Source organism: Alistipes shahii WAL 8301 (assembly GCF_025145845.1).
Taxonomy (GTDB): domain Bacteria; phylum Bacteroidota; class Bacteroidia; order Bacteroidales; family Rikenellaceae; genus Alistipes; species Alistipes shahii.
Window position 1 is genome coordinate 1,027,675 of the sequence record NZ_CP102253.1, and the last position, 17,717, is coordinate 1,045,391.

Sequence of the window (17,717 nt, forward strand, 5' to 3'; positions counted from 1 at the left end):
GCCGTTACATTATTATGGCCAGAAACCGCACCGTTTTGCCGTCGAGGGCTTTCATCCCGTGCGGCAGGCCCGAATCGAAATAGAGGCTGTCGCCCGTGTTCAGCACGATCTCCTTGCCGTTCAGCCCGATCAGCAGGCGGCCCTCCAGCACGTAGTTCATCTCCTGCCCGGGGTGGCAGTTCAGGTGCATCGGGGCGTCGTCCGCAGCCGGCTCGACCGTCACGATGAAGGGGTCGATCTTCCGGTCGCGGAATCCCGCCGCCAACGCCTCGTACTTGTAGGCCTTCTGCCGTTCGACCGACACGCCCTTTCCGGCGCGGGTGATGAAATAGGCGTTCATCTTCGGCTCCTCGCCGAACATCAGCACATCGAGGCTGATCCCGTAATGGCGGGATATGGTTTGCAGCACGTTCACCGAAAAATCGGCCGTGCCGCTCTCCATCTCCCTGTACTGTCCGACCGGAAGGTTGCAGCTCGCAGCCACCTCCTCCTGGGTCAGTTCAAGCGCTTCGCGCAGCCCGCGCAAACGGGTCGCAATCGACTGAATAGGGTCACACATTGTCTTTTCGTTTTAAATGAAAGGTCCGCGCTGCGGGTTCCGGACGAACAGGTTACAATCCGGAAGGCCGCCCGTACGGCCCCTGCGCACCGCACGGGCCGTTTTCACTGGATGCAGGCCGTAAATATACTAAAAACTCTTAAAAACCGCAACTTCGCGCTCCGTTTCCCTTCCGCGCGCCTGCGGCGGCTGTAATCAATCCGGCGGCGGAGCGTTTCGCCAAACGAGAGCGGCGGCCATCCTCCCCGACCGCCGTTTTTCCGCCGGATGCAAAAAAATCCGGGCCGGATTTTGTTTTTTCCCGCAGAAACCCTATATTTGCCTCCGACAACCGGACGAATGACGATTTTCAACCATATACATCATCACCATCACCACTTTACCGAGGGGTAGGTCGATTATGTATATGTAAGAGGTTATTATAGAATACATGAAGCTCACCCCCTGCGGGTGGGCTTTTTTGCGTGCCGAACCGCAGGTGGGTGTCCGAAAGAAGCAAACAATCAAACACACACCGAATATGTTACGAATAGCCATCCAGGCCAAGGGCCGACTGAACGAACAGAGCATCGACCTGCTTTCCGAAGCAGGCATCCGCGTTGCCGAGAGCAAGCGCAAACTCATCTCCCGCGCGGAAGGGTTTCCGCTGGAAGTCCTCTACCTGCGCGACGACGACATCCCGCAGGCCGTCTCGATGGGGGTCGCCGACCTGGGCATTGTGGGGCTGAACGAGGTCGCCGAGAAGGGTTTCCCCGTCGAGCAGATCATGGACCTCGGGTTCGGAGGCTGCCGCCTCTCGCTGGCCGTACCCAAAACGACCGCCTACGAAGGCCTCGCGTTCTTCCGCGGCCGGCGCGTCGCCACCTCCTACCCCAACATCCTCGCCCGCTACTTCGCCGAGAAGGGGATCGAGGCCGAGATCCACACCATCGAAGGCTCCGTGGAGATCGCCCCGGCGGTTGGCATGGCCGACGGCATCTTCGACATCGTCTCCTCGGGCGGCACGCTCATCTCCAACGGGCTGGTCGAGGTCGAGAAGGTCCTCTTTTCCGAGGCGGTGCTCATCGCCTGCCCGGGGCTTGACAGCGACAAGCGCCGCGAAACGGAGCAGCTGACCTTCCGCCTCAACTCGATCCTCGACAGCCGCGGCATGAAATACGTGCTGATGAACCTCCCCAAGGAGCGGCTCGGCGACGCCATCCGGATACTCCCCGGCATGCGCAGCCCGACGGTGCTGCCGCTGGCGCAGGAGGGGTGGTGCTCGATCCACGCCGTCATCTCCCAGGACCAGTTGTGGGAGCGCATCGAACGGCTCAAGGAGATCGGGGCCGAAGGCATCCTGATCCTGGCACTCGAAAACATGATCCGCTAAAAATCCGGAACCGTCATGGAAATTCTGAAAATCCACAACAATCCCGAACGCGCCGAGTGGGCCGCCCTCACCGAGCGCTTCACCCGGGAAGAGGAGGAGATCACGCGACAGGTGACCGAAATCCTCGCCGACGTAAAATCCGGCGGCGACCGCTCGCTGCGCGAAGTCACCCGCCGCGTCGAGGGGCGCGATCCCCGGACGTTCGAAATTCCGGCCGACGTGCGCGCCGCAGCCGCCGCGCTCATCCCCGCCGCGCTGAAAGAGGCCCTCGCCGCCGCGAAAGCGAACATCGAGACCTTCCACCGCGCCCAGCTGCCGCCCGAGGTCGACATCGAGACGATGCCGGGCGTCCGGTGCGTGCAGCGCGCCGTGCCGATCCGCCGCGTGGGCCTTTACATCCCGGGCGGCAAGGCGCCGCTCTTCTCCACGGTGCTGATGCTGGCCGTCCCGGCCCGCGTCGCCGGCTGCGGGGAGGTCATCCTCTGCACCCCCGCGCGCCCCGACGGCACGATAGCCCCCGAAATCCTCTATGCCGCCGATCTGTGCGGCGTCGACCGCATCTTCTCCGTCGGCGGGGCGCAGGCCGTGGCGGCCATGGCCTACGGCACGGAGAGCATCCCGCGCGTCGACAAGATTTTCGGTCCCGGCAACCGCTATGTCACCAAGGCCAAGCAACTGGTCGGCGCCAACGACGTGGCCGTCGACCTGCCCGCCGGGCCCTCGGAGGTGCTGGTGCTGGCCGACGACGAAGCGTCGCCCGCCTTCGCCGCCGCCGACCTGCTGTCGCAGGCCGAACACGGAGGCGACAGCCAGGCGGTGCTGGTCTGCCCGTCGGTGGAGTTCGCCCGCGACACCCAGCGGGCCGTCGGCGAACAGCTGCTCCAGCTGCGCCGCGGCGAGACCATCCGCGAGGCGCTGCGCCAGAGCCGCATCGTGGTCCTCGACAGCCGCGAAAAGATGATCGGCTTCGCCAACGCCTACGCCCCCGAGCACCTGATCATCTCGATGCGCGACGCCTGGGACGTCGCGGCGCAGATCACCGCCGCCGGAAGCGTCTTCATCGGCCCCTGGTCGCCCGAAAGCGCCGGGGATTACGCCTCGGGAACCAACCACACGCTGCCCACGGGCGGCTGGGCGCGGGCTTACAGCGGCGTGAACACCGACTCGTTCCTGCGCAAGATCACCTATCAGGAACTCTCGCGCAAGGGGCTTGCGACCCTCTCCCCGACCGTCATCGCCATGGCCGAGGCCGAGGGTCTCGGGGCGCACGCCGCCGCCGTGCGCGTCCGCATGAAAGGAGGTGTGCTGTGAAACCGCTCGAAGAACTGGTGCGCCCCAACATCCGGGCGTTGAAACCCTACTCCACGGCCCGCGACGAGTTTTCCGGCGGAGAGATCACGACGTGGCTCGACGCCAACGAAAACCCCTACGACAACGGTGTCAACCGCTACCCCGACCCGCATCAGAAGCTTCTCAAACAGAAGATCGCCGCGCTGAAAGGCGTGCGCGAAGAGCAGGTCTTCATCGGCAACGGCAGCGACGAGGCCATCGACCTCTGCTACCGCATCTTCTGCCGTCCGGGCGTCGACAACGCCGTTTCGATCGCCCCGACCTACGGCATGTACCGCGTCGCCGCCGACATCAACGACGTCGAGATGCGCGAGGTCCCGCTCGGCGCGGACTTCTCGCTTCCGGCCGACGCCCTGCTGGCGGCCGCCGACGAGCGCACCCGTCTGCTGTGGCTCTGCTCCCCGAACAACCCCACGGGCAACGCCTTCCCGGCGGCCGGCATCGAACGGCTGCTCCGCGAATTCGACGGCATGGTCGTCCTCGACGAAGCCTACATCGACTTCGCCGCCGGGCCGGGATTCCTCGCGCGCCTCGGCGAATTCGGGAACCTCATCGTCCTGCAAACCCTCTCGAAGGCGTGGGGCATGGCAGGGCTTCGCCTCGGGCTGGCATTCGCATCGGAAGCCGTCGCCGGACTTTTCGCACGCGTGAAATATCCCTACAACATCAACAGCCTCGCACAGCAGGCCGTCGCCGAACGGCTCACCGAAGACATCTCCCCGCAGGTGGCCGAAATCCGCGCCGAGCGCGACCGGCTCGCGCCGCAGCTCGCGGCCTGCCCCGCCATCGAGCGGGTCTACCCTTCGGATGCCAATTTCATCCTGGTCCGCACCCCCGATCCCGACCGCATGTACGACGCGCTGATCTCGGCCGGGGTCATCGTCCGCAACCGCTCGCGCATCCCGGGCTGCGAAGGATGCCTGCGCATCACCGTCGGAACCCCCGCGGAGAACGCCCGGATGATAGAAACCGTCAAAAACTTCCGATTATGAAAAAAGCCCTCTTCATCGACCGCGACGGCACGATCATCGCCGAACCCGCCGACGAACAGATCGACAGCCTCGAAAAACTCGCGTTCGTACCCGGAGCCATCTCCGCCCTGAAGGCGCTCACGGGCCTCGGGTTCGACCTCGTGCTGGCCACCAACCAGGACGGGCTCGGCACCCCGTCCTTCCCCGAGGATACCTTTTGGCCGGCGCATAACAAAATGCTCGCGACGCTCGGCGGCGAGGGCGTCGCGTTCGACGACCAGCTGATCGACCGCACGTTCGAGGCCGACGCCGCCCCCACGCGCAAACCCCGGACAGGGATGTTCGGCCGCTACACGGGCGGCGAATACGACCTCGCGGCGAGCTACGTCATCGGCGACCGCGCGACCGACATCCTGCTGGCCCGCAACCTCGGGGCGCGGGGCATCCTGCTCGCTCCCCCCGCCGAAGGGCTGCGGACGCTGGAGGAAGCCGGCGCCGCCGACGCCTGTGCGCTGATCACCGACTCGTGGAGCGAAATCGCCGAATTCATCCGCCGCGGCGAACGCCGGGCCGAAATCCGGCGCGAGACCCGCGAGACGCAGATCACCGTCCGCCTCGACCTCGACGGCCGCGGGGATTTCAACGGCCAAATCTCCACGGGCCTGCGCTTTCTGGACCACATGCTCGCGCAGATCGCCCACCACGGCGGCGTCGCGCTGGCCGTCGACGCGCGGGGCGATCTGGACATCGACGAACACCACACGATGGAGGACGTGGCCATCACGCTGGGCGAGGCCGTCGACCGCGCGCTGGGCGCGAAGGCCGGGATCGCCCGCTACGGCTTCGCCCTGCCGATGGACGACTGCCGGGCGCTGACGCTGCTCGACTTCGGGGGCCGCATCGACTTCGAGTGGGACGCCTCGTTCCGCCGCGAGCGGGTTGGCGACGTTCCGACCGAAATGTTCCGCCACTTCTTCCACTCGTTCGCATGCGCCGCGCGGTGCAACCTCCAAATCTCGGCCCGCGGCGACAACGACCACCACAAGGCCGAGGCCGTCTTCAAGGCCTTCGCCCGCGCCCTGCGCATGGCCGTGGCGCACATCCCGTTCGATTACACCGTCCCCAGCAGCAAAGGAGTCCTATGATAGCCGTCGTCGATTACGCCACGGGCAACCTGCGGTCGGTTGCCGACGCCCTTCGCCGCGCAGGGGCCGAATTCACGCTCACGGCCGATCCCGCCCTGCTGCGCGGGGCCGACAAAGTGATCCTCCCGGGAGTCGGCGAGGCCTCGTCGGCCATGTCGCAGCTCCGCGAGCGGGGACTCGACACGGTGATCCCCTCGCTCACGCAGCCCGTCCTGGGCATCTGCATCGGCATGCAGCTGATGTGCCTTTCGAGCGAGGAGGGCGACGCCCGCTGCATGGGCATCTTCCCGACGCAGGTCCTGCGGCTTCCGGCCACGGCGGCCGACGGCGCGCGGCTCAAAGTCCCCCACGTGGGCTGGGACACAATCACCTCGCTCCGCTCGCCGCTGTTCGACGAAACGGCCGGGGAAACCTATGTATATTACGTCCACTCCTTCGCCGCCGAACCCTGCGCCGCAACCATCGCCACGACCGACTACGGTCGCCCGTTCAGCGCGGCGCTCGGGAGCGGCAACTTCTTCGGCACGCAGTTCCACCCCGAAAAAAGCGGTGCGGCGGGCGCGCGGATTTTACTCAATTTTCTAAACCTCTGACACCATGATCGAAATCATACCCGCAACGGACATCATCGGCGGCCAGTGCGTGCGCCTCACGCAGGGCGACTACGCCAGCCGGAAGACCTACTACCGCGACCCGCTCGAAGCGGCGTTCCGCTTCGAGGAGGCGGGCATCCGCCGCCTGCACATGGTCGACCTCGACGGCGCGAAGGCCTCGGAGCCGCGCAACCTCGCCGTGCTGGAACGCATCGCCGCGCGGACCTCGCTCGAAGTGCAGTACGGCGGGGGCATCAAGAGCCGCGAGGCCCTGCACAGCGTCTTCGACGCCGGAGCGCGCCGCGCCATCTGCGGCAGCGTCGCCGTCCGCCGGCCCGACCTTTTCGCCGCATGGCTCGCGGAGTTCGGCCCCGGGCGGCTGATCCTCGGGGCCGACGTCCGCAACGGCGCGGTGGCCATCGAGGGCTGGCTGGAAAGTTCGACGCTCTCGGCCCCCGAGCTGATCGGGCGATTCATTCCGCAGGGGCTTACGCAGGTTATCTGCACCGACATCTCCCGCGACGGCATGCTCTGCGGCCCCTCGGCAGCCTTCTACGCCGACCTGCAAGGCCGCTTCCCGACGGTGGAGATCACCGTCAGCGGCGGCATCTCTTCGATGTCGGACATCGAAGAGTTAGACCGGCAGGGCCTGCGGAGCGTCATCGTCGGCAAAGCCCTCTACGAAGGGCGCATCACCCTCAAAGACCTCGCGCGATGCTTGCCAAACGCATAATCCCCTGCCTCGACATCCGCGACGGACAGACCGTCAAGGGCATCAACTTCGTGGGACTGCGCCAGGTCGGCGATCCCGTGGAGCTGGGTGCGAAATACGCCGCCGAAGGGGCCGACGAACTGGTCTACCTCGACATCAGCGCCTCGGAGGAGGGACGCCGCACCTTCACGGAGCTGGTCGCGCGCATCGCCGCGCGCATCGACATCCCGTTCACCGTCGGAGGCGGCATCTCGTCGGTCGACGACGCCTCCAGGCTGCTCGACGCCGGAGCCGACAAGATCACCCTCAACAGCGCCGCCGTGGCCAACCCCGCGCTGATCGACGCCATCGCCGCCAGATACGGCTCGCAGTTCGTCGTCGCGGCCATCGACGCCCGGACCGTCGACGGCCGCTGGGTCGTCACGACCCACGGAGGCCGACGCCCCACCCAGCGCGAACTCTTCGCCTGGGCCGCCGAGGCCGCCGACCGCGGCGCGGGCGAAATCCTCTTCACCTCGATGGACCACGACGGCACGAAGAACGGCTACCCGTGCGACACCTTCGCGCGGCTGGCGGAACTGCCCGTCCCGATCATCGCCTCGGGCGGCGCGGGCACGGCGGACCACATCGCCGACGTGCTGACCCTCGGCCGTGCCGACGCGGCGTTGGCCGCCAGCATCTTCCATTACAACGAGATTCCGATACCCGTATTGAAGCGGGAGTTGAAGAAACGCAACATAAACGTCAGATTATAAAACCACTATGAAAATCGAAGGAAAACCGTTTTCGGCGTTCGACGCCGCAAAACTCCCCGGCGGACTCGTCCCCGCCGTCATTCAGGACGACCGCACCCTCCAGGTCCTCATGCTGGGCTACATGAACCGCGAAGCCTATGAAAAAAGCCTCGCCGAAGGCCGCGTCACGTTTTACAGCCGCTCGCGCCAGCGTCTCTGGACCAAGGGCGAGACCAGCGGCAACTGGCTCGACATCGTGTCGGTGGCCGCCGACTGCGACTGCGACACGCTGCTCATCCGCGTCATCCCCCACGGCCCGACCTGCCACACGGGGTCGAAAACCTGCTTCGGAGAGGCCGTGCCCGAAACCGAAGGTTTCATCCGCTACCTGCAAAGCGTCATCCGGGGACGTCACGCCGAGATGCCCGAAGGCTCCTACACCTCGAAGCTCTTCAACCGCGGCGTGAACAAGATCGCGCAGAAGGTCGGCGAGGAGGCTGTGGAGACCGTCATCGAGGCCGTGGCCCAGAACCGCGAGGCGATGATCTACGAGGCTTCGGACCTCGTCTACCACCTGCTCGTGCTGCTCGAAGCCACCGGATGCTCGATCGCCGACCTCGAAAAAGAGTTGGCGCGCAGGCACTCCTGACCCCTCCCGGAAGCGTTCCGACACCCGGAAAAGCCGCTTCGGGCGAAAGAATGTAACGAATTGTTTGCTTTTTTCGCCCGAAGCGCTTATTTTTGCAATCGAACACCGTCAGCATCAGCGTCAAAGACTGCATGAAAACCGTAATCACATCCGAATACGAAGCCCTGTTCCGCCAACATTTCCGGCTGGCGACGCTCTATGCCGAACGCATCGTCGGTTCGGCACACGAAGCCGAGGACATCGTGCAGGAGGTCTTCATCGCGCTGCTCGACGTCGATTTCAGCCAGATCCGCCAGAAGGAGAGCTATCTCTACCGCTGCGTGCGCAACGCGGCGCTCGACCACCTGCACGCCCGGATGAAGAACCGCTTCTACGACATCAACTCGAAGGAGACGGTGCGCCTGGCCGCCGAAGAGAACGCCCCCGGCGACGAACAGGCTATGATCGAGCAGATTGCGGCCATCTACCGCCGGATCGAGGCGCTGCCCGAACAGGGACGCCGCATCTTCAAGATGATCTGCATCGAGCACAAAAGCTACGTCGAGACGGCCCGCCTGCTTTCGCTCTCGCTCCACACCGTGAAGACCCACATGTCGCGCTCGTTCAAAGCCCTGCGCAAAATATCGATGTTCTTCCTCACGCTTTTTTAGGTCCCGGACAGCCGGAGTCCGCCCCCCCCGAATCCGATTTTAATCCGACCCGATTTCGCCCCACCGCACCGAAAGGACGAAATCCCGATTCCGCTTTTGTGTTACAATCCGTAACCCACCTGCAAATTTTTCACAAAAAAACGCCGGCATTGTATGTCCGGCGTTCGTTTTTTCGGTCTATTCCATAGGAAACGTTGTTTCCGGCCACACCGACCAACCTGAAAACACGGAAAACGACATGAGTTTCGAAAACCAGATCAAAGAAATACTCAAAGCCCGCCTCGAGGGAACCGCCACCGAAGAGGAACTGGCGATCCTCCGGGAGTGGCTCGACCGCTCGCCGCAGAACCGGGAGTTGGCGGAACTGCTGGAGGAGTCGGCGGAGAACCTTCCGCTGCTGGGCCGGATATACGGCTACGACGAACAGCGCGTATGGGGCAACATCCGCAAGGCGGCCCGCAAGCGCCGGATGCGCATGCTGGCTGCCACGGCCCGGAAATACGCGGCGGTCGCCGCCGTGGCGGCGCTGCTGGCCGGCGGCGGCTGGTGGACGCTCGGCCGCCGGGCCGAACGGCTCGCACGGCAGGCTTACATCGAGCAGCTGACGCCCGGGGTGCGGGGCGCCGTGCTGACCCTTTCGTCGGGCGAGAACGTCGCGCTCGAAGCGGGCGGGCGGCGGATGCTCGTCGAACAGGACGGCACGCGCCTCGAGATCGCCGGCGAGGAGCTGGCCTACCACAAGGTGGAGGCCGAGCAGGAGATTCCGATGACGAACACCGTCACCGTACCGCGCGGCAAGGAGTTCTCGCTCCGCCTCTCGGACGGCACGCAGGTATGGCTCAACTCCGAGTCGAGCCTCGTCTTCCCGGTCCGCTTCGGCGACGGGCCGCGCGAGGTGACCGTGACGGGCGAAGCCTACTTCGACGTGGCGCACGACGCCTCGCGGCGGTTCGTGGTCCACGCCGACACGGTTTCCGTAAGCGTCTACGGCACGGCGTTCAACATCTCGTCCTACGCCGACGAGGGCGCGATCGAGACCACGCTCGTGAGGGGCAGCGTCGAGGTGCGGAGCGGACACCGCCGCGCAATGCTCCAGCCGGGCCAGCAGGCCCGCGTGGGGCGCGAAGGGGCTATCTTCGACGTGCGGCAGGTCGCCGCCGAAGATTACGCCGCCTGGACCCGGGGACTGTTCACCTTCAACGACGAGACGATCGCCTCGATATGCCGCAAACTCTCGCGCTGGTACGGCGTGGAGATCGTCCCGCGGGGCGTCGACGCCGACAAGGTGCGCTACACGGGCGTCGTGAAACGCTACGAAACCTTTGCCGAAATGGCCCGTCTGCTGGCGCGCACCGATCAGATACGCGCCGATGTCGAGGAGGGGAAGATCGTGCTCTGCATCGACCGTGACGACGATTGATGCCGGTTAGTTGGGAAGCCGCCCGACGGGGCGGCATTCGTGTCACTTAAAACACAGCTATTATGAGGAAACTTTACCTATCAGTATCGCACCGAAGGCCATGGCTTGCCGTGTGCATGTGGCTGCTGGCGATTTCCGTCTGGGGCGCGCCGCGGCAGGCGACGGCGAGCGAAGCCTACCAGCAGCGCAGGGAACGCATCTCCGTATCGTTCCGCAACGCGTCGCTGGCCGAAGTTCTCCAACGGATCAAACAGCAGACGGGATATTACATCCTCTATAATAGCGACGCCGTGCGGGGAATCGGCGGCATCTCCTTCAGCAAGGCCGACGCCCCGGTGCGCGAAGTGCTCGACGAAGCGCTGCGCGGCACGCGGCTCGAATACTCGATCGACGACGACACGATCGTGATCCGTGTTCGAAGCGGGGGGGGGAACGCCTCCGCCCCGCAGAAAGCCCCGGACAAGGTCGTCAGCGGACGTGTGACGGACACGGCCGGCGCGCCGCTCGTGGGTGTGAACATCCTGATCCAGGGGACCGCCACGGGAGTCGTGTCGGGGTCCGACGGCGGATTCTCGATCCGCATGCCCGAGGGCCGCGACAACCTGATCTTCTCCTACATCGGCTACGTCTCGCAAACGCTTTCCTCGGCACAGACCAGACTAGTCAGGCTGGTGCAGGACGAACAGGAGATCGAAAACGTCGTGGTGACCGGCATCTTCACCCGCAAGAAGGAGAGCTACACGGGTTCGGCCACGACCATCACGTCGGGCCAGCTGGCCCGCGTGAGTAACCGCAACGTCTTCGAGAGCCTGAAAAACATCGAGCCATCGCTCTACATCATGGACAACACGCTGATGGGCTCCGACCCCAACACGCTGCCGGACATGCAGCTGCGCGGTATCACCACCTTCCCCTCGGAATCCACGGGCGTCAATATCAAGGGCAACTACCAGAACCGCCCCAACCAGCCGCTGTTCATCCTCGACGGGTTCGAAACCACGGCCGAGAAGGTGATGGACATGGACATGACCCGTATCGAGAGCATCACCATCCTCAAGGACGCCGCGGCCAAGGCGCTCTACGGCTCGAAGGCCGCTAACGGCGTCATCGTCATCGAGACCAAACGCCTGGCCGGCAATCAGGAGCTGGTGACCTACACCGGAAGCATCGAGGTGTCGATGCCCGACCTGACGAGCTACAACCTCTGCAACGCCTGGGAGAAGCTCGAGGCCGAGCGCATCGAGGGCGTCTACACCTCGGCGAATCCCCAGACGCAGGTGGATCTCACCAAACGCTACAACGCACTCAAAGCGCAGGTGCTCGGCGGACTGGACACCTACTGGCTCGCAAAACCCCTGCGCACGGGCGTCGGCCACAAACACACCCTCTCGGTCGAACTGGGCGACAGCCGCAAGCTGCGGGCGATGATCGACTTCTCGTACAACAACGTGGCGGGCGTGATGAAGGGTTCGGAGCGCACGGTGCTCTCGGGCGACGTGAACGTTTCGTACCGCAAGAAAAACTTCCTGTTCCGCAACATATTGAGCGTCAGCAACACCAGGAGCGACAACTCGCCGTGGGGCGATTTCGGGGACTACGCCCGGATGAATCCCTACTGGAGCGCCGTCGATCCCCAGACGGGCCAGATCGCCCGCTGGGCCTACGACGAAGTGGCCAACCCGATGTACGACGCCACGCTCGGAACGCTCGACCGCGAGACCTACACCAGCGTGACGGACAACTTCTACGCCGAATGGCAGGCCACCGAGGCGCTGAAACTCACCGCCCGCCTCGGCATCGCCGTAAAGCGCAGCGACGCCGACGAATTCTATCCGGCCAAGCATTCGAAATTCGCCACCTCGGCCTACGAAAGCACGAGCATGCAGCTGCGCAAAGGCTCCTACCAGCTCGACAACGGCAAGAGCAGCGACATTTCGGGCGAAATCTACGCCAACTACGCCAAAAACTGGGGCAGACACTACCTCTACGTCAACGCCGGCGGCCGGATCGCCGAAAACACGTACAGCGCCTACCAGCACTACGCCGAGGGATTCCCCAACAGCCAGACGGCCGACATCACCTTCGCCCGGCAGTACGCCCAGGACAAAAAGCCCGTCGGCATCTCGTCGATCACGCGCGAAATCAGTTTCCTGGGAACCGCGTCGTACAGCTACGACGACCGCTACAACGTCGACCTCACGTTCCGCGAAAGCGCCTCGTCGCTCTACGGCGCCGACAACCGCTGGTCGTCGGCATGGAGCGCCGGCGTGGCGTGGAACCTCCACAACGAACCCTTCCTGCGCGATCAGGACGTTTTGAAACAATTCAAGATCCGCGCCTCGGCCGGACTGACGGGCAACCAGAACTACGACACCAACGAAGTGCTGGCCACCTATCTCTACTACACCGGGGCCACCTACCACGGACAGACGGGCGCCTACCTCTCGAAGATGCCCAACCCCGCCCTCAAATGGGAACAGCGCATGGACTACAACGTGGGCGCCGACATTACGGTCCACCGCGCAACGATCGCCTTCGACTACTACAACTCGGTGACCGAGAACATGCTCACCGACGTGGTGATCCCCACCTCCACGGGTTTCGACACCGTGAAGGACAACCTGGGCAAAGTCCGCAACCGCGGCATCGAGGCCAAATTGAGCTATACGCTCTGGCAGGGCAAACAGGGCTTTTTCAACCTCTTCGGCTCGATCGCCTATAACAAGAACATCATCATCAACCTCTCCGAAAGCCTCAAGGCCTACAACGAAAAGATGATGGCCCAGGCGCAGGACAAGAGCAACTCGACGCCCGTGCTGATCTATCAGGACGGAATGCCGATGAACGCCATCTGGGCCGTGCCGTCGCTGGGCATCGACCCCACGACGGGTCAGGAAATCTACGTCAGGAAGGACGGCACGCTGACCTACGAGTACGACGCGCAGGATCAGGTCGTGGCCGGCATCAGCGACCCCAAGTACCGCGGCAACTTCGGCTTCGCGGCCGAATACAAGGGCTTCGGGTTAAGCGCCACCTGCACCTTCCTCGGCGGCGGGCAGCGGTACAACACCACGCTGGTCAACAAGGTCGAAAACGTCGACATCCACTACAACGTCGACCGCCGCGTGCTCTACGGCCGCTGGCAGACCCCGGGCCAGAACGCCATGTTCAAGAAACTCGGCTCCTACACCGACGAAAACGGCAAGCAGCACGACGAAAAGACCCGGGCCACGACGCGCTTCGTGCAGGACAACAACGAGCTGACGTTCTCGTCGCTGAGCCTCTATTACGAATTCAACCCGCGGCTGATCAGCAAAATCCGCCTCAAGCGGCTCAAGCTGGCCTTTTACATGAACAACATCGCCACGCTCTCGTCGATCCGCATCGAGCGCGGCACGACCTATCCCTTCGCACGGAGCATGTCGTTCCAGCTGACCGGAACCTTCTAACACAAACCACCGAAGCCATGAAAAACAGCATCAAATACCTCCTTCTGTCCGCCGCAGCCCTCGCAGCCGTCTCGTGCGAGAGCTGGCTCGACGTGACGCCCCCGTCGGAAATCCGCGCCGAGGCCCACTACTCCTCGGCCGAAGGCTTCCAGCAGACGCTCATCGGCTGCTACCTCGCCATGGGCGAAACCGACCTCTACGGCGAAAACCTGACGTGGCACATGGTCGAAATACTGGGCCGCCAGTACGACGCCCGCAAGAACACCGCCGCGGACGACTACGACCTCGACCGCTACAACTACAAAACCACGAAATCCACCGAAGTGATCGAAAAGGTCTGGGAGAAATCCTACTCGGTGATCACCAACGTCAACGACGCCCTCGACCACATCGACCGCCGGAAGGACGAACTCGACTCGGTCAACTACCGCATCATCAAGGGCGAACTGCTCGCCGTGAGGGCCTACATCCACTTCGACCTGATACGCCTGTTCGGGTGCAGCGACCTGGCCGGACGCACCGACCTGGAGAGCCGTCACACGGTCCCCTACCTGACGAGCGTCGACAAGGACGCGGCGCCGCAGCTGACCTACGCCGAGACGCTCCGCCGCATGATCGCCGACCTCACGGAGGCCGCCCGCCTGCTGGAGATCGACCCCATCCGGGCCAGGTATCCCGAAAGCATCTATACCGAAGCCAACGTCGACAAATTCTACGATTACCGCTACATGCACCTGAACTACTTCGCCGTCAAGGCCCTGCTGGCGCGCGTCTGCATGTGGGAAGGCAGCGACGAAAACAAACACACCGCGTTGCTGGCCGCCCTCGAAGTGATCGACGACCCGGCATCGGTCGGAATCGCCGGCGGGCTGACGCTGCGCACGTTCACCGACTCCGCCAAGGCCCCCACGACCGAGATGTGCTTCCCGAGCGAACATATCTTCGCGCTCGGCGTCACGGACATGGCCAAGAAGATCGCAAGCAACCTCAACCGCGAATATTCGGAACAGGACCGCCAGTACCGCACGCTGTGCATCAAGAACTCGGTCGCCGACGATCTTTTCGAAATCAAGGGCGCCGGCATCTCCGACTGCCGCTACAAACAGCTCTACCACAACACCGACTACTGGCCCGAGGGGACCAAGACCCCTTCGAAGCTCTATCAGCAGACCTCGACGGGCGCCGACTACCGCCACAAGGACCTGATGCCGCTGATCCGCCTGCCGGAGATGTACTACATCGCCGCCGAGTGCCGCATCTCCGGTCCGGACAAGGACCTCGGCGAAGCCCGCAGCCTGTTGCAGGAGGTGCGCAAGGCCCGCGCGGTCTACGAAGAACTGGATGCCGACCTCGACGAGGCGGGCCTGATGGCCCAGCTCGAAAAGGAGTACCGCAAGGAGTTCATCTGCGAAGGCGTGGTCTTCTATTTCTACAAGCGGCTGGGCTACGAGAAACTGCCCCGCCAGAGCGATGTGATGAGCGGCAGCAAGGTCATCGACGACGCCGTCTACATGCTGCCCTACCCCGATTTCGAAATACAGTCGGGACGCGTACAGTAAGTCGAACGATTAATTGTTGAGAAGCATGAAAAAACTGATCTGCATACTGCTGGCCGCGGCGACGACGGCCGGCTGCGAAAAGGACGACCCGACACGCTACGACATGTCGCAGGGAAGGGTCTGCTTCCCGGGGGCTGCGCCCAACGAAACGGCCGAATATCCCGGATACTCGAATTCCGACAGCACGTTCTACGCCTCGATGACCTTCAAGCAGCAGCCCGAAGGGGTCGCCGAGGCGGTGATCGAGGTCCCGGTGAAACTCATCGGCGGGGCCTCCGGCTCCGACCGGAAAATCGGCGTCCGCATCCTCGAAGAGGGAACCACGGCGCAGCCCGGGCAGTACGAAATCCTCGGCGCGGAGGTTCCGGCCGGGAAGACCTACGGCGCCATCCGCATCGAGGTCGCCAAATCGGCCGAACTCGACACGCAGCAGCGCGAACTGACGCTCTGCCTGACCGATTCGCCCGACCTCCGGGTGGGACCGGACCTCTACCTGAAAGCCAACGTCTCGTGGCACAACATGCTGCCGCGACCCGCGACGACCAAGCAGTGGTCCACCTACAACGCCTTCATCGAATCGGAGGCCTCTTCGGGCAGCTCGTCGACGGAGGCTTACAGCCAGGCCGGCCACCAGCTGCTGCTGGACATCTTCGGCTGGGAGGTGTTCCCCGACTGGGGACCCGATTACAGCTACTACATCGACGCCTGGCGCGCCAGGGCACAGGCCTGGTACGACGAATGGAAGGCCGCCAACCCCGGGCAAAAACGCATCCACGAATCAGGCTCCATGAAGGGCCGGGAGGTAACGATCCGCACCAAGTAAACGACGAACGACCATGAGAAAACACACCCTATATCTGTTGCTGGCAGGCTGGGGCCTGCTCGCCGCGTCGTGCTACGACGACAAAAGCACGTTGCAGACCACCCATATCCCGCCCGTGGAGATCGAAGTGCCGGAAGCCATCGCCTCGCAGCTGACGGTGGTGCACAACGCACGGCTCGACATCACGGGCATCCGCATCACCAAAGACGGCCGGGAGAATCCCGAGGAGCTTACCTACGAATGGACGGTGAGTCAGACCGACAACGACTCGGAGGCGATTTCGCTCGCCACGACGCGCGAGTTCCACGAAGTGATCGACCTGCCGATCTCCTCGAAAGGCTACCTGTTCCTGCTGACGGTCACCGACACCGCCCACGACCTGAAGTACCAGTACAAGTGGACGCTCATCGTGACGGCCCAATTCAACGAAGGGCTTGTGGTGGCCTACACCCGGGACGGAACCACCTCGGACCTGGGACTGATCATGCACCCGCAGCTGACCGAGACCTACTCGGGCGCGGAGCAGGGAACCGTCGAAAAGGAGCTGATCAGCCGGCGCAACGGCAGTCCGTTCCCCTCGGCGGTCACCCACATGCTCTACACCTACGACAAAACCGACAAGAAAAACATCCTCTGGGTGTCGACCGACGACGACCTGATGCGCGTGGAGACCGATTATTACGAAATCCTGGGCCATAAGGAGGATGCGTTCGTCTACCTGCCCGGAAAGCTCGACATCCGGAGCCTGCTCAACACCTACCAGTGCACGATGATCCTCAACGACGGCGACATTTACGAAACGCTGCTCAGCCGCGGCCGGATCTCGACGCCCGTCAGCGGAACCGAAACCATGACCGTCGACAACGGCGTCGTTTCGGCCCACTCCGCTCCGGGCAGCACCCGCAAACCCAGCACGATCTTCTACGACCGGGAACAGGGCAAGTTCTGCTACGGCTACAACCAGACGTTCTACGCCTGCGGCAGCGTGGGTTCGTCGCCCTTCGACCCGGGGAACGCTCCCGGCCTGCGATGCATCGCGGGCGGCATCAGCATCGACAACGCCACCCACACCCTGCTGATGCGGAAAGCTGACGGCAACCATGCGCTCTACACCTTCGGCAACTACTCCGCTTCGGCCGGCGCACCCGCCGCCAAGCTGATCTACGACATCCCGGCGGAGGCCAACGCCCTCATCGCCGAAGCCGTGAGCTTCGTCTTCTCGCGATTCGACCCGATCCTCTACATCGCCACCCGCAGCGCCATCTACAAGGTGATCTTCACGACGGGCAGCGTCAATTTCGACCCGGCGCCCGTCTTCACGGCCCCTGCGGGCGAGCACATCACCCTGGCCCGTCTCTACCTGCAAGGCTACTACGCCATGGAGAACTACGACGGCTCGTCGACCCTTCCGAGCAACGCCTCGCTGGCATGGAGCAGCCGCGCGGTGACGGTGGTCACCTCGAAGGACGACGGGAACGACAAGATACACGTCGTGCCGCAGATCAACTTCGGCAGCGGACAGCTCGACCAGCCGAACGCGCTGGTGTTCGACGGCTTCGGCAAGATACTCGACTTCACCGTCGCCGGGCTTTACAAGTAGCCCGCACCGGCGTCGAAACACGCTCCATGCCGCAGATGTTTTCAGAGCGTCTGCGGCATTTTTTACTTTTTTGATTATATTTGCCTCGGTTTCACCCCCGAAAAGCGGCGGAAACCGCCCAAAACAAAAAA

15 protein-coding genes are annotated in these 17,717 nt (G+C 63.7%); 14 read left to right on the forward strand and 1 reads right to left on the reverse strand.

Annotation, left to right across the window (positions count from 1 at the left end):
- Positions 1-4: 4 nt before the first annotated feature.
- Entirely contained in the window at positions 5-559 is a 555-nt protein-coding gene (locus NQ492_RS04450) for a helix-turn-helix domain-containing protein (protein ID WP_022061378.1), read from the reverse strand.
- A gap of 520 nt (positions 560-1,079) precedes the next feature.
- On the opposite strand from NQ492_RS04450, the gene hisG reads away from it, so the two are divergent.
- The 14 genes from hisG to NQ492_RS04520 all read left to right on the forward strand — a co-directional run bounded on the left by hisG (position 1,080) and on the right by NQ492_RS04520 (position 17,586).
- Positions 1,080-1,931 carry an ATP phosphoribosyltransferase gene (gene hisG / locus NQ492_RS04455; protein ID WP_015548078.1) on the forward strand — a complete coding sequence of 284 codons (852 nt, stop codon included), beginning with the start codon at positions 1,080-1,082 and terminating at the stop codon, positions 1,929-1,931.
- A gap of 15 nt (positions 1,932-1,946) precedes the next feature.
- On the forward strand, positions 1,947-3,242 hold the full coding sequence (hisD, locus tag NQ492_RS04460; protein ID WP_015548079.1) for a histidinol dehydrogenase: 1,296 nt from the start codon (positions 1,947-1,949) through the stop codon (positions 3,240-3,242).
- Positions 3,239-4,273: a histidinol-phosphate transaminase gene (gene hisC / locus NQ492_RS04465; RefSeq protein ID WP_044054616.1), complete on the forward strand. Its 1,035-nt coding sequence runs from the start codon at positions 3,239-3,241 to the stop codon at positions 4,271-4,273. Before hisD ends, hisC begins: the two co-directional genes overlap by 4 nt.
- On the forward strand, positions 4,270-5,397 hold the full coding sequence (gene hisB / locus NQ492_RS04470; RefSeq protein WP_149887856.1) for a bifunctional histidinol-phosphatase/imidazoleglycerol-phosphate dehydratase HisB: 1,128 nt from the start codon (positions 4,270-4,272) through the stop codon (positions 5,395-5,397). Before hisC ends, hisB begins: the two co-directional genes overlap by 4 nt.
- Entirely contained in the window at positions 5,394-5,990 is a 597-nt protein-coding gene (gene hisH, locus NQ492_RS04475) for an imidazole glycerol phosphate synthase subunit HisH (RefSeq protein WP_015548081.1), read from the forward strand. The genes hisB and hisH overlap by 4 nt, the downstream gene beginning before the upstream one ends.
- Before the next feature lie 4 nt (positions 5,991-5,994).
- Positions 5,995-6,723, forward strand: a complete 729-nt coding sequence (hisA, locus tag NQ492_RS04480; RefSeq protein WP_015548082.1) for a 1-(5-phosphoribosyl)-5-[(5-phosphoribosylamino)methylideneamino]imidazole-4-carboxamide isomerase — start codon at positions 5,995-5,997, stop codon at positions 6,721-6,723.
- Entirely contained in the window at positions 6,705-7,457 is a 753-nt protein-coding gene (gene hisF, locus NQ492_RS04485; protein WP_015548083.1) for an imidazole glycerol phosphate synthase subunit HisF, read from the forward strand. The genes hisA and hisF overlap by 19 nt, the downstream gene beginning before the upstream one ends.
- A gap of 7 nt (positions 7,458-7,464) precedes the next feature.
- Positions 7,465-8,085: a bifunctional phosphoribosyl-AMP cyclohydrolase/phosphoribosyl-ATP diphosphatase HisIE gene (gene hisIE, locus NQ492_RS04490; RefSeq protein ID WP_015548084.1), complete on the forward strand. Its 621-nt coding sequence runs from the start codon at positions 7,465-7,467 to the stop codon at positions 8,083-8,085.
- Positions 8,086-8,216: 131 nt separating this feature from the next.
- A complete protein-coding gene (locus tag NQ492_RS04495; RefSeq protein ID WP_044054900.1) occupies positions 8,217-8,735 on the forward strand; it encodes a sigma-70 family RNA polymerase sigma factor in 519 nt (172 codons plus the stop codon).
- Positions 8,736-8,973: 238 nt separating this feature from the next.
- Positions 8,974-10,155 carry a FecR family protein gene (locus NQ492_RS04500; protein WP_147620899.1) on the forward strand — a complete coding sequence of 394 codons (1,182 nt, stop codon included), beginning with the start codon at positions 8,974-8,976 and terminating at the stop codon, positions 10,153-10,155.
- 62 nt (positions 10,156-10,217) lie between these two features.
- Positions 10,218-13,604, forward strand: a complete 3,387-nt coding sequence (locus NQ492_RS04505; RefSeq protein ID WP_157359502.1) for a SusC/RagA family TonB-linked outer membrane protein — start codon at positions 10,218-10,220, stop codon at positions 13,602-13,604.
- A gap of 17 nt (positions 13,605-13,621) precedes the next feature.
- The gene (locus NQ492_RS04510) at positions 13,622-15,163 is read left to right on the forward strand and encodes a RagB/SusD family nutrient uptake outer membrane protein (RefSeq protein ID WP_015548086.1); all 1,542 of its coding nucleotides are present in this window, start codon (positions 13,622-13,624) and stop codon (positions 15,161-15,163) included.
- Positions 15,164-15,188: 25 nt separating this feature from the next.
- Positions 15,189-15,986, forward strand: coding sequence for a DUF4843 domain-containing protein (locus tag NQ492_RS04515; RefSeq protein ID WP_015548087.1), 798 nt, complete (start codon positions 15,189-15,191; stop codon positions 15,984-15,986).
- Between the two features lie 13 nt (positions 15,987-15,999).
- Positions 16,000-17,586 carry a PKD-like family lipoprotein gene (locus NQ492_RS04520; protein ID WP_083810265.1) on the forward strand — a complete coding sequence of 529 codons (1,587 nt, stop codon included), beginning with the start codon at positions 16,000-16,002 and terminating at the stop codon, positions 17,584-17,586.
- Positions 17,587-17,717: the final 131 nt, after the last annotated feature.

Bases quoted from the DNA above. Each gene is read 5' to 3' on its own strand.
- NQ492_RS04505 (WP_157359502.1), top strand. From the start codon at position 10,218: ATGAGGAAACTTTACCTATCAGTATCGCACCGAAGGCCATGGCTTGCC.
- hisF (WP_015548083.1), top strand. From the start codon at position 6,705: ATGCTTGCCAAACGCATAATCCCCTGCCTCGACATCCGCGACGGACAG.
- NQ492_RS04450 (WP_022061378.1), bottom strand. From the start codon at position 559: ATGTGTGACCCTATTCAGTCGATTGCGACCCGTTTGCGCGGGCTGCGC.
- NQ492_RS04515 (WP_015548087.1), top strand. From the start codon at position 15,189: ATGAAAAAACTGATCTGCATACTGCTGGCCGCGGCGACGACGGCCGGC.
- hisG (WP_015548078.1), top strand. From the start codon at position 1,080: ATGTTACGAATAGCCATCCAGGCCAAGGGCCGACTGAACGAACAGAGC.
- NQ492_RS04500 (WP_147620899.1), top strand. From the start codon at position 8,974: ATGAGTTTCGAAAACCAGATCAAAGAAATACTCAAAGCCCGCCTCGAG.
- hisH (WP_015548081.1), top strand. From the start codon at position 5,394: ATGATAGCCGTCGTCGATTACGCCACGGGCAACCTGCGGTCGGTTGCC.
- NQ492_RS04495 (WP_044054900.1), top strand. From the start codon at position 8,217: ATGAAAACCGTAATCACATCCGAATACGAAGCCCTGTTCCGCCAACAT.
- NQ492_RS04510 (WP_015548086.1), top strand. From the start codon at position 13,622: ATGAAAAACAGCATCAAATACCTCCTTCTGTCCGCCGCAGCCCTCGCA.
- hisB (WP_149887856.1), top strand. From the start codon at position 4,270: ATGAAAAAAGCCCTCTTCATCGACCGCGACGGCACGATCATCGCCGAA.
- NQ492_RS04520 (WP_083810265.1), top strand. From the start codon at position 16,000: ATGAGAAAACACACCCTATATCTGTTGCTGGCAGGCTGGGGCCTGCTC.
- hisA (WP_015548082.1), top strand. From the start codon at position 5,995: ATGATCGAAATCATACCCGCAACGGACATCATCGGCGGCCAGTGCGTG.
- hisD (WP_015548079.1), top strand. From the start codon at position 1,947: ATGGAAATTCTGAAAATCCACAACAATCCCGAACGCGCCGAGTGGGCC.
- hisIE (WP_015548084.1), top strand. From the start codon at position 7,465: ATGAAAATCGAAGGAAAACCGTTTTCGGCGTTCGACGCCGCAAAACTC.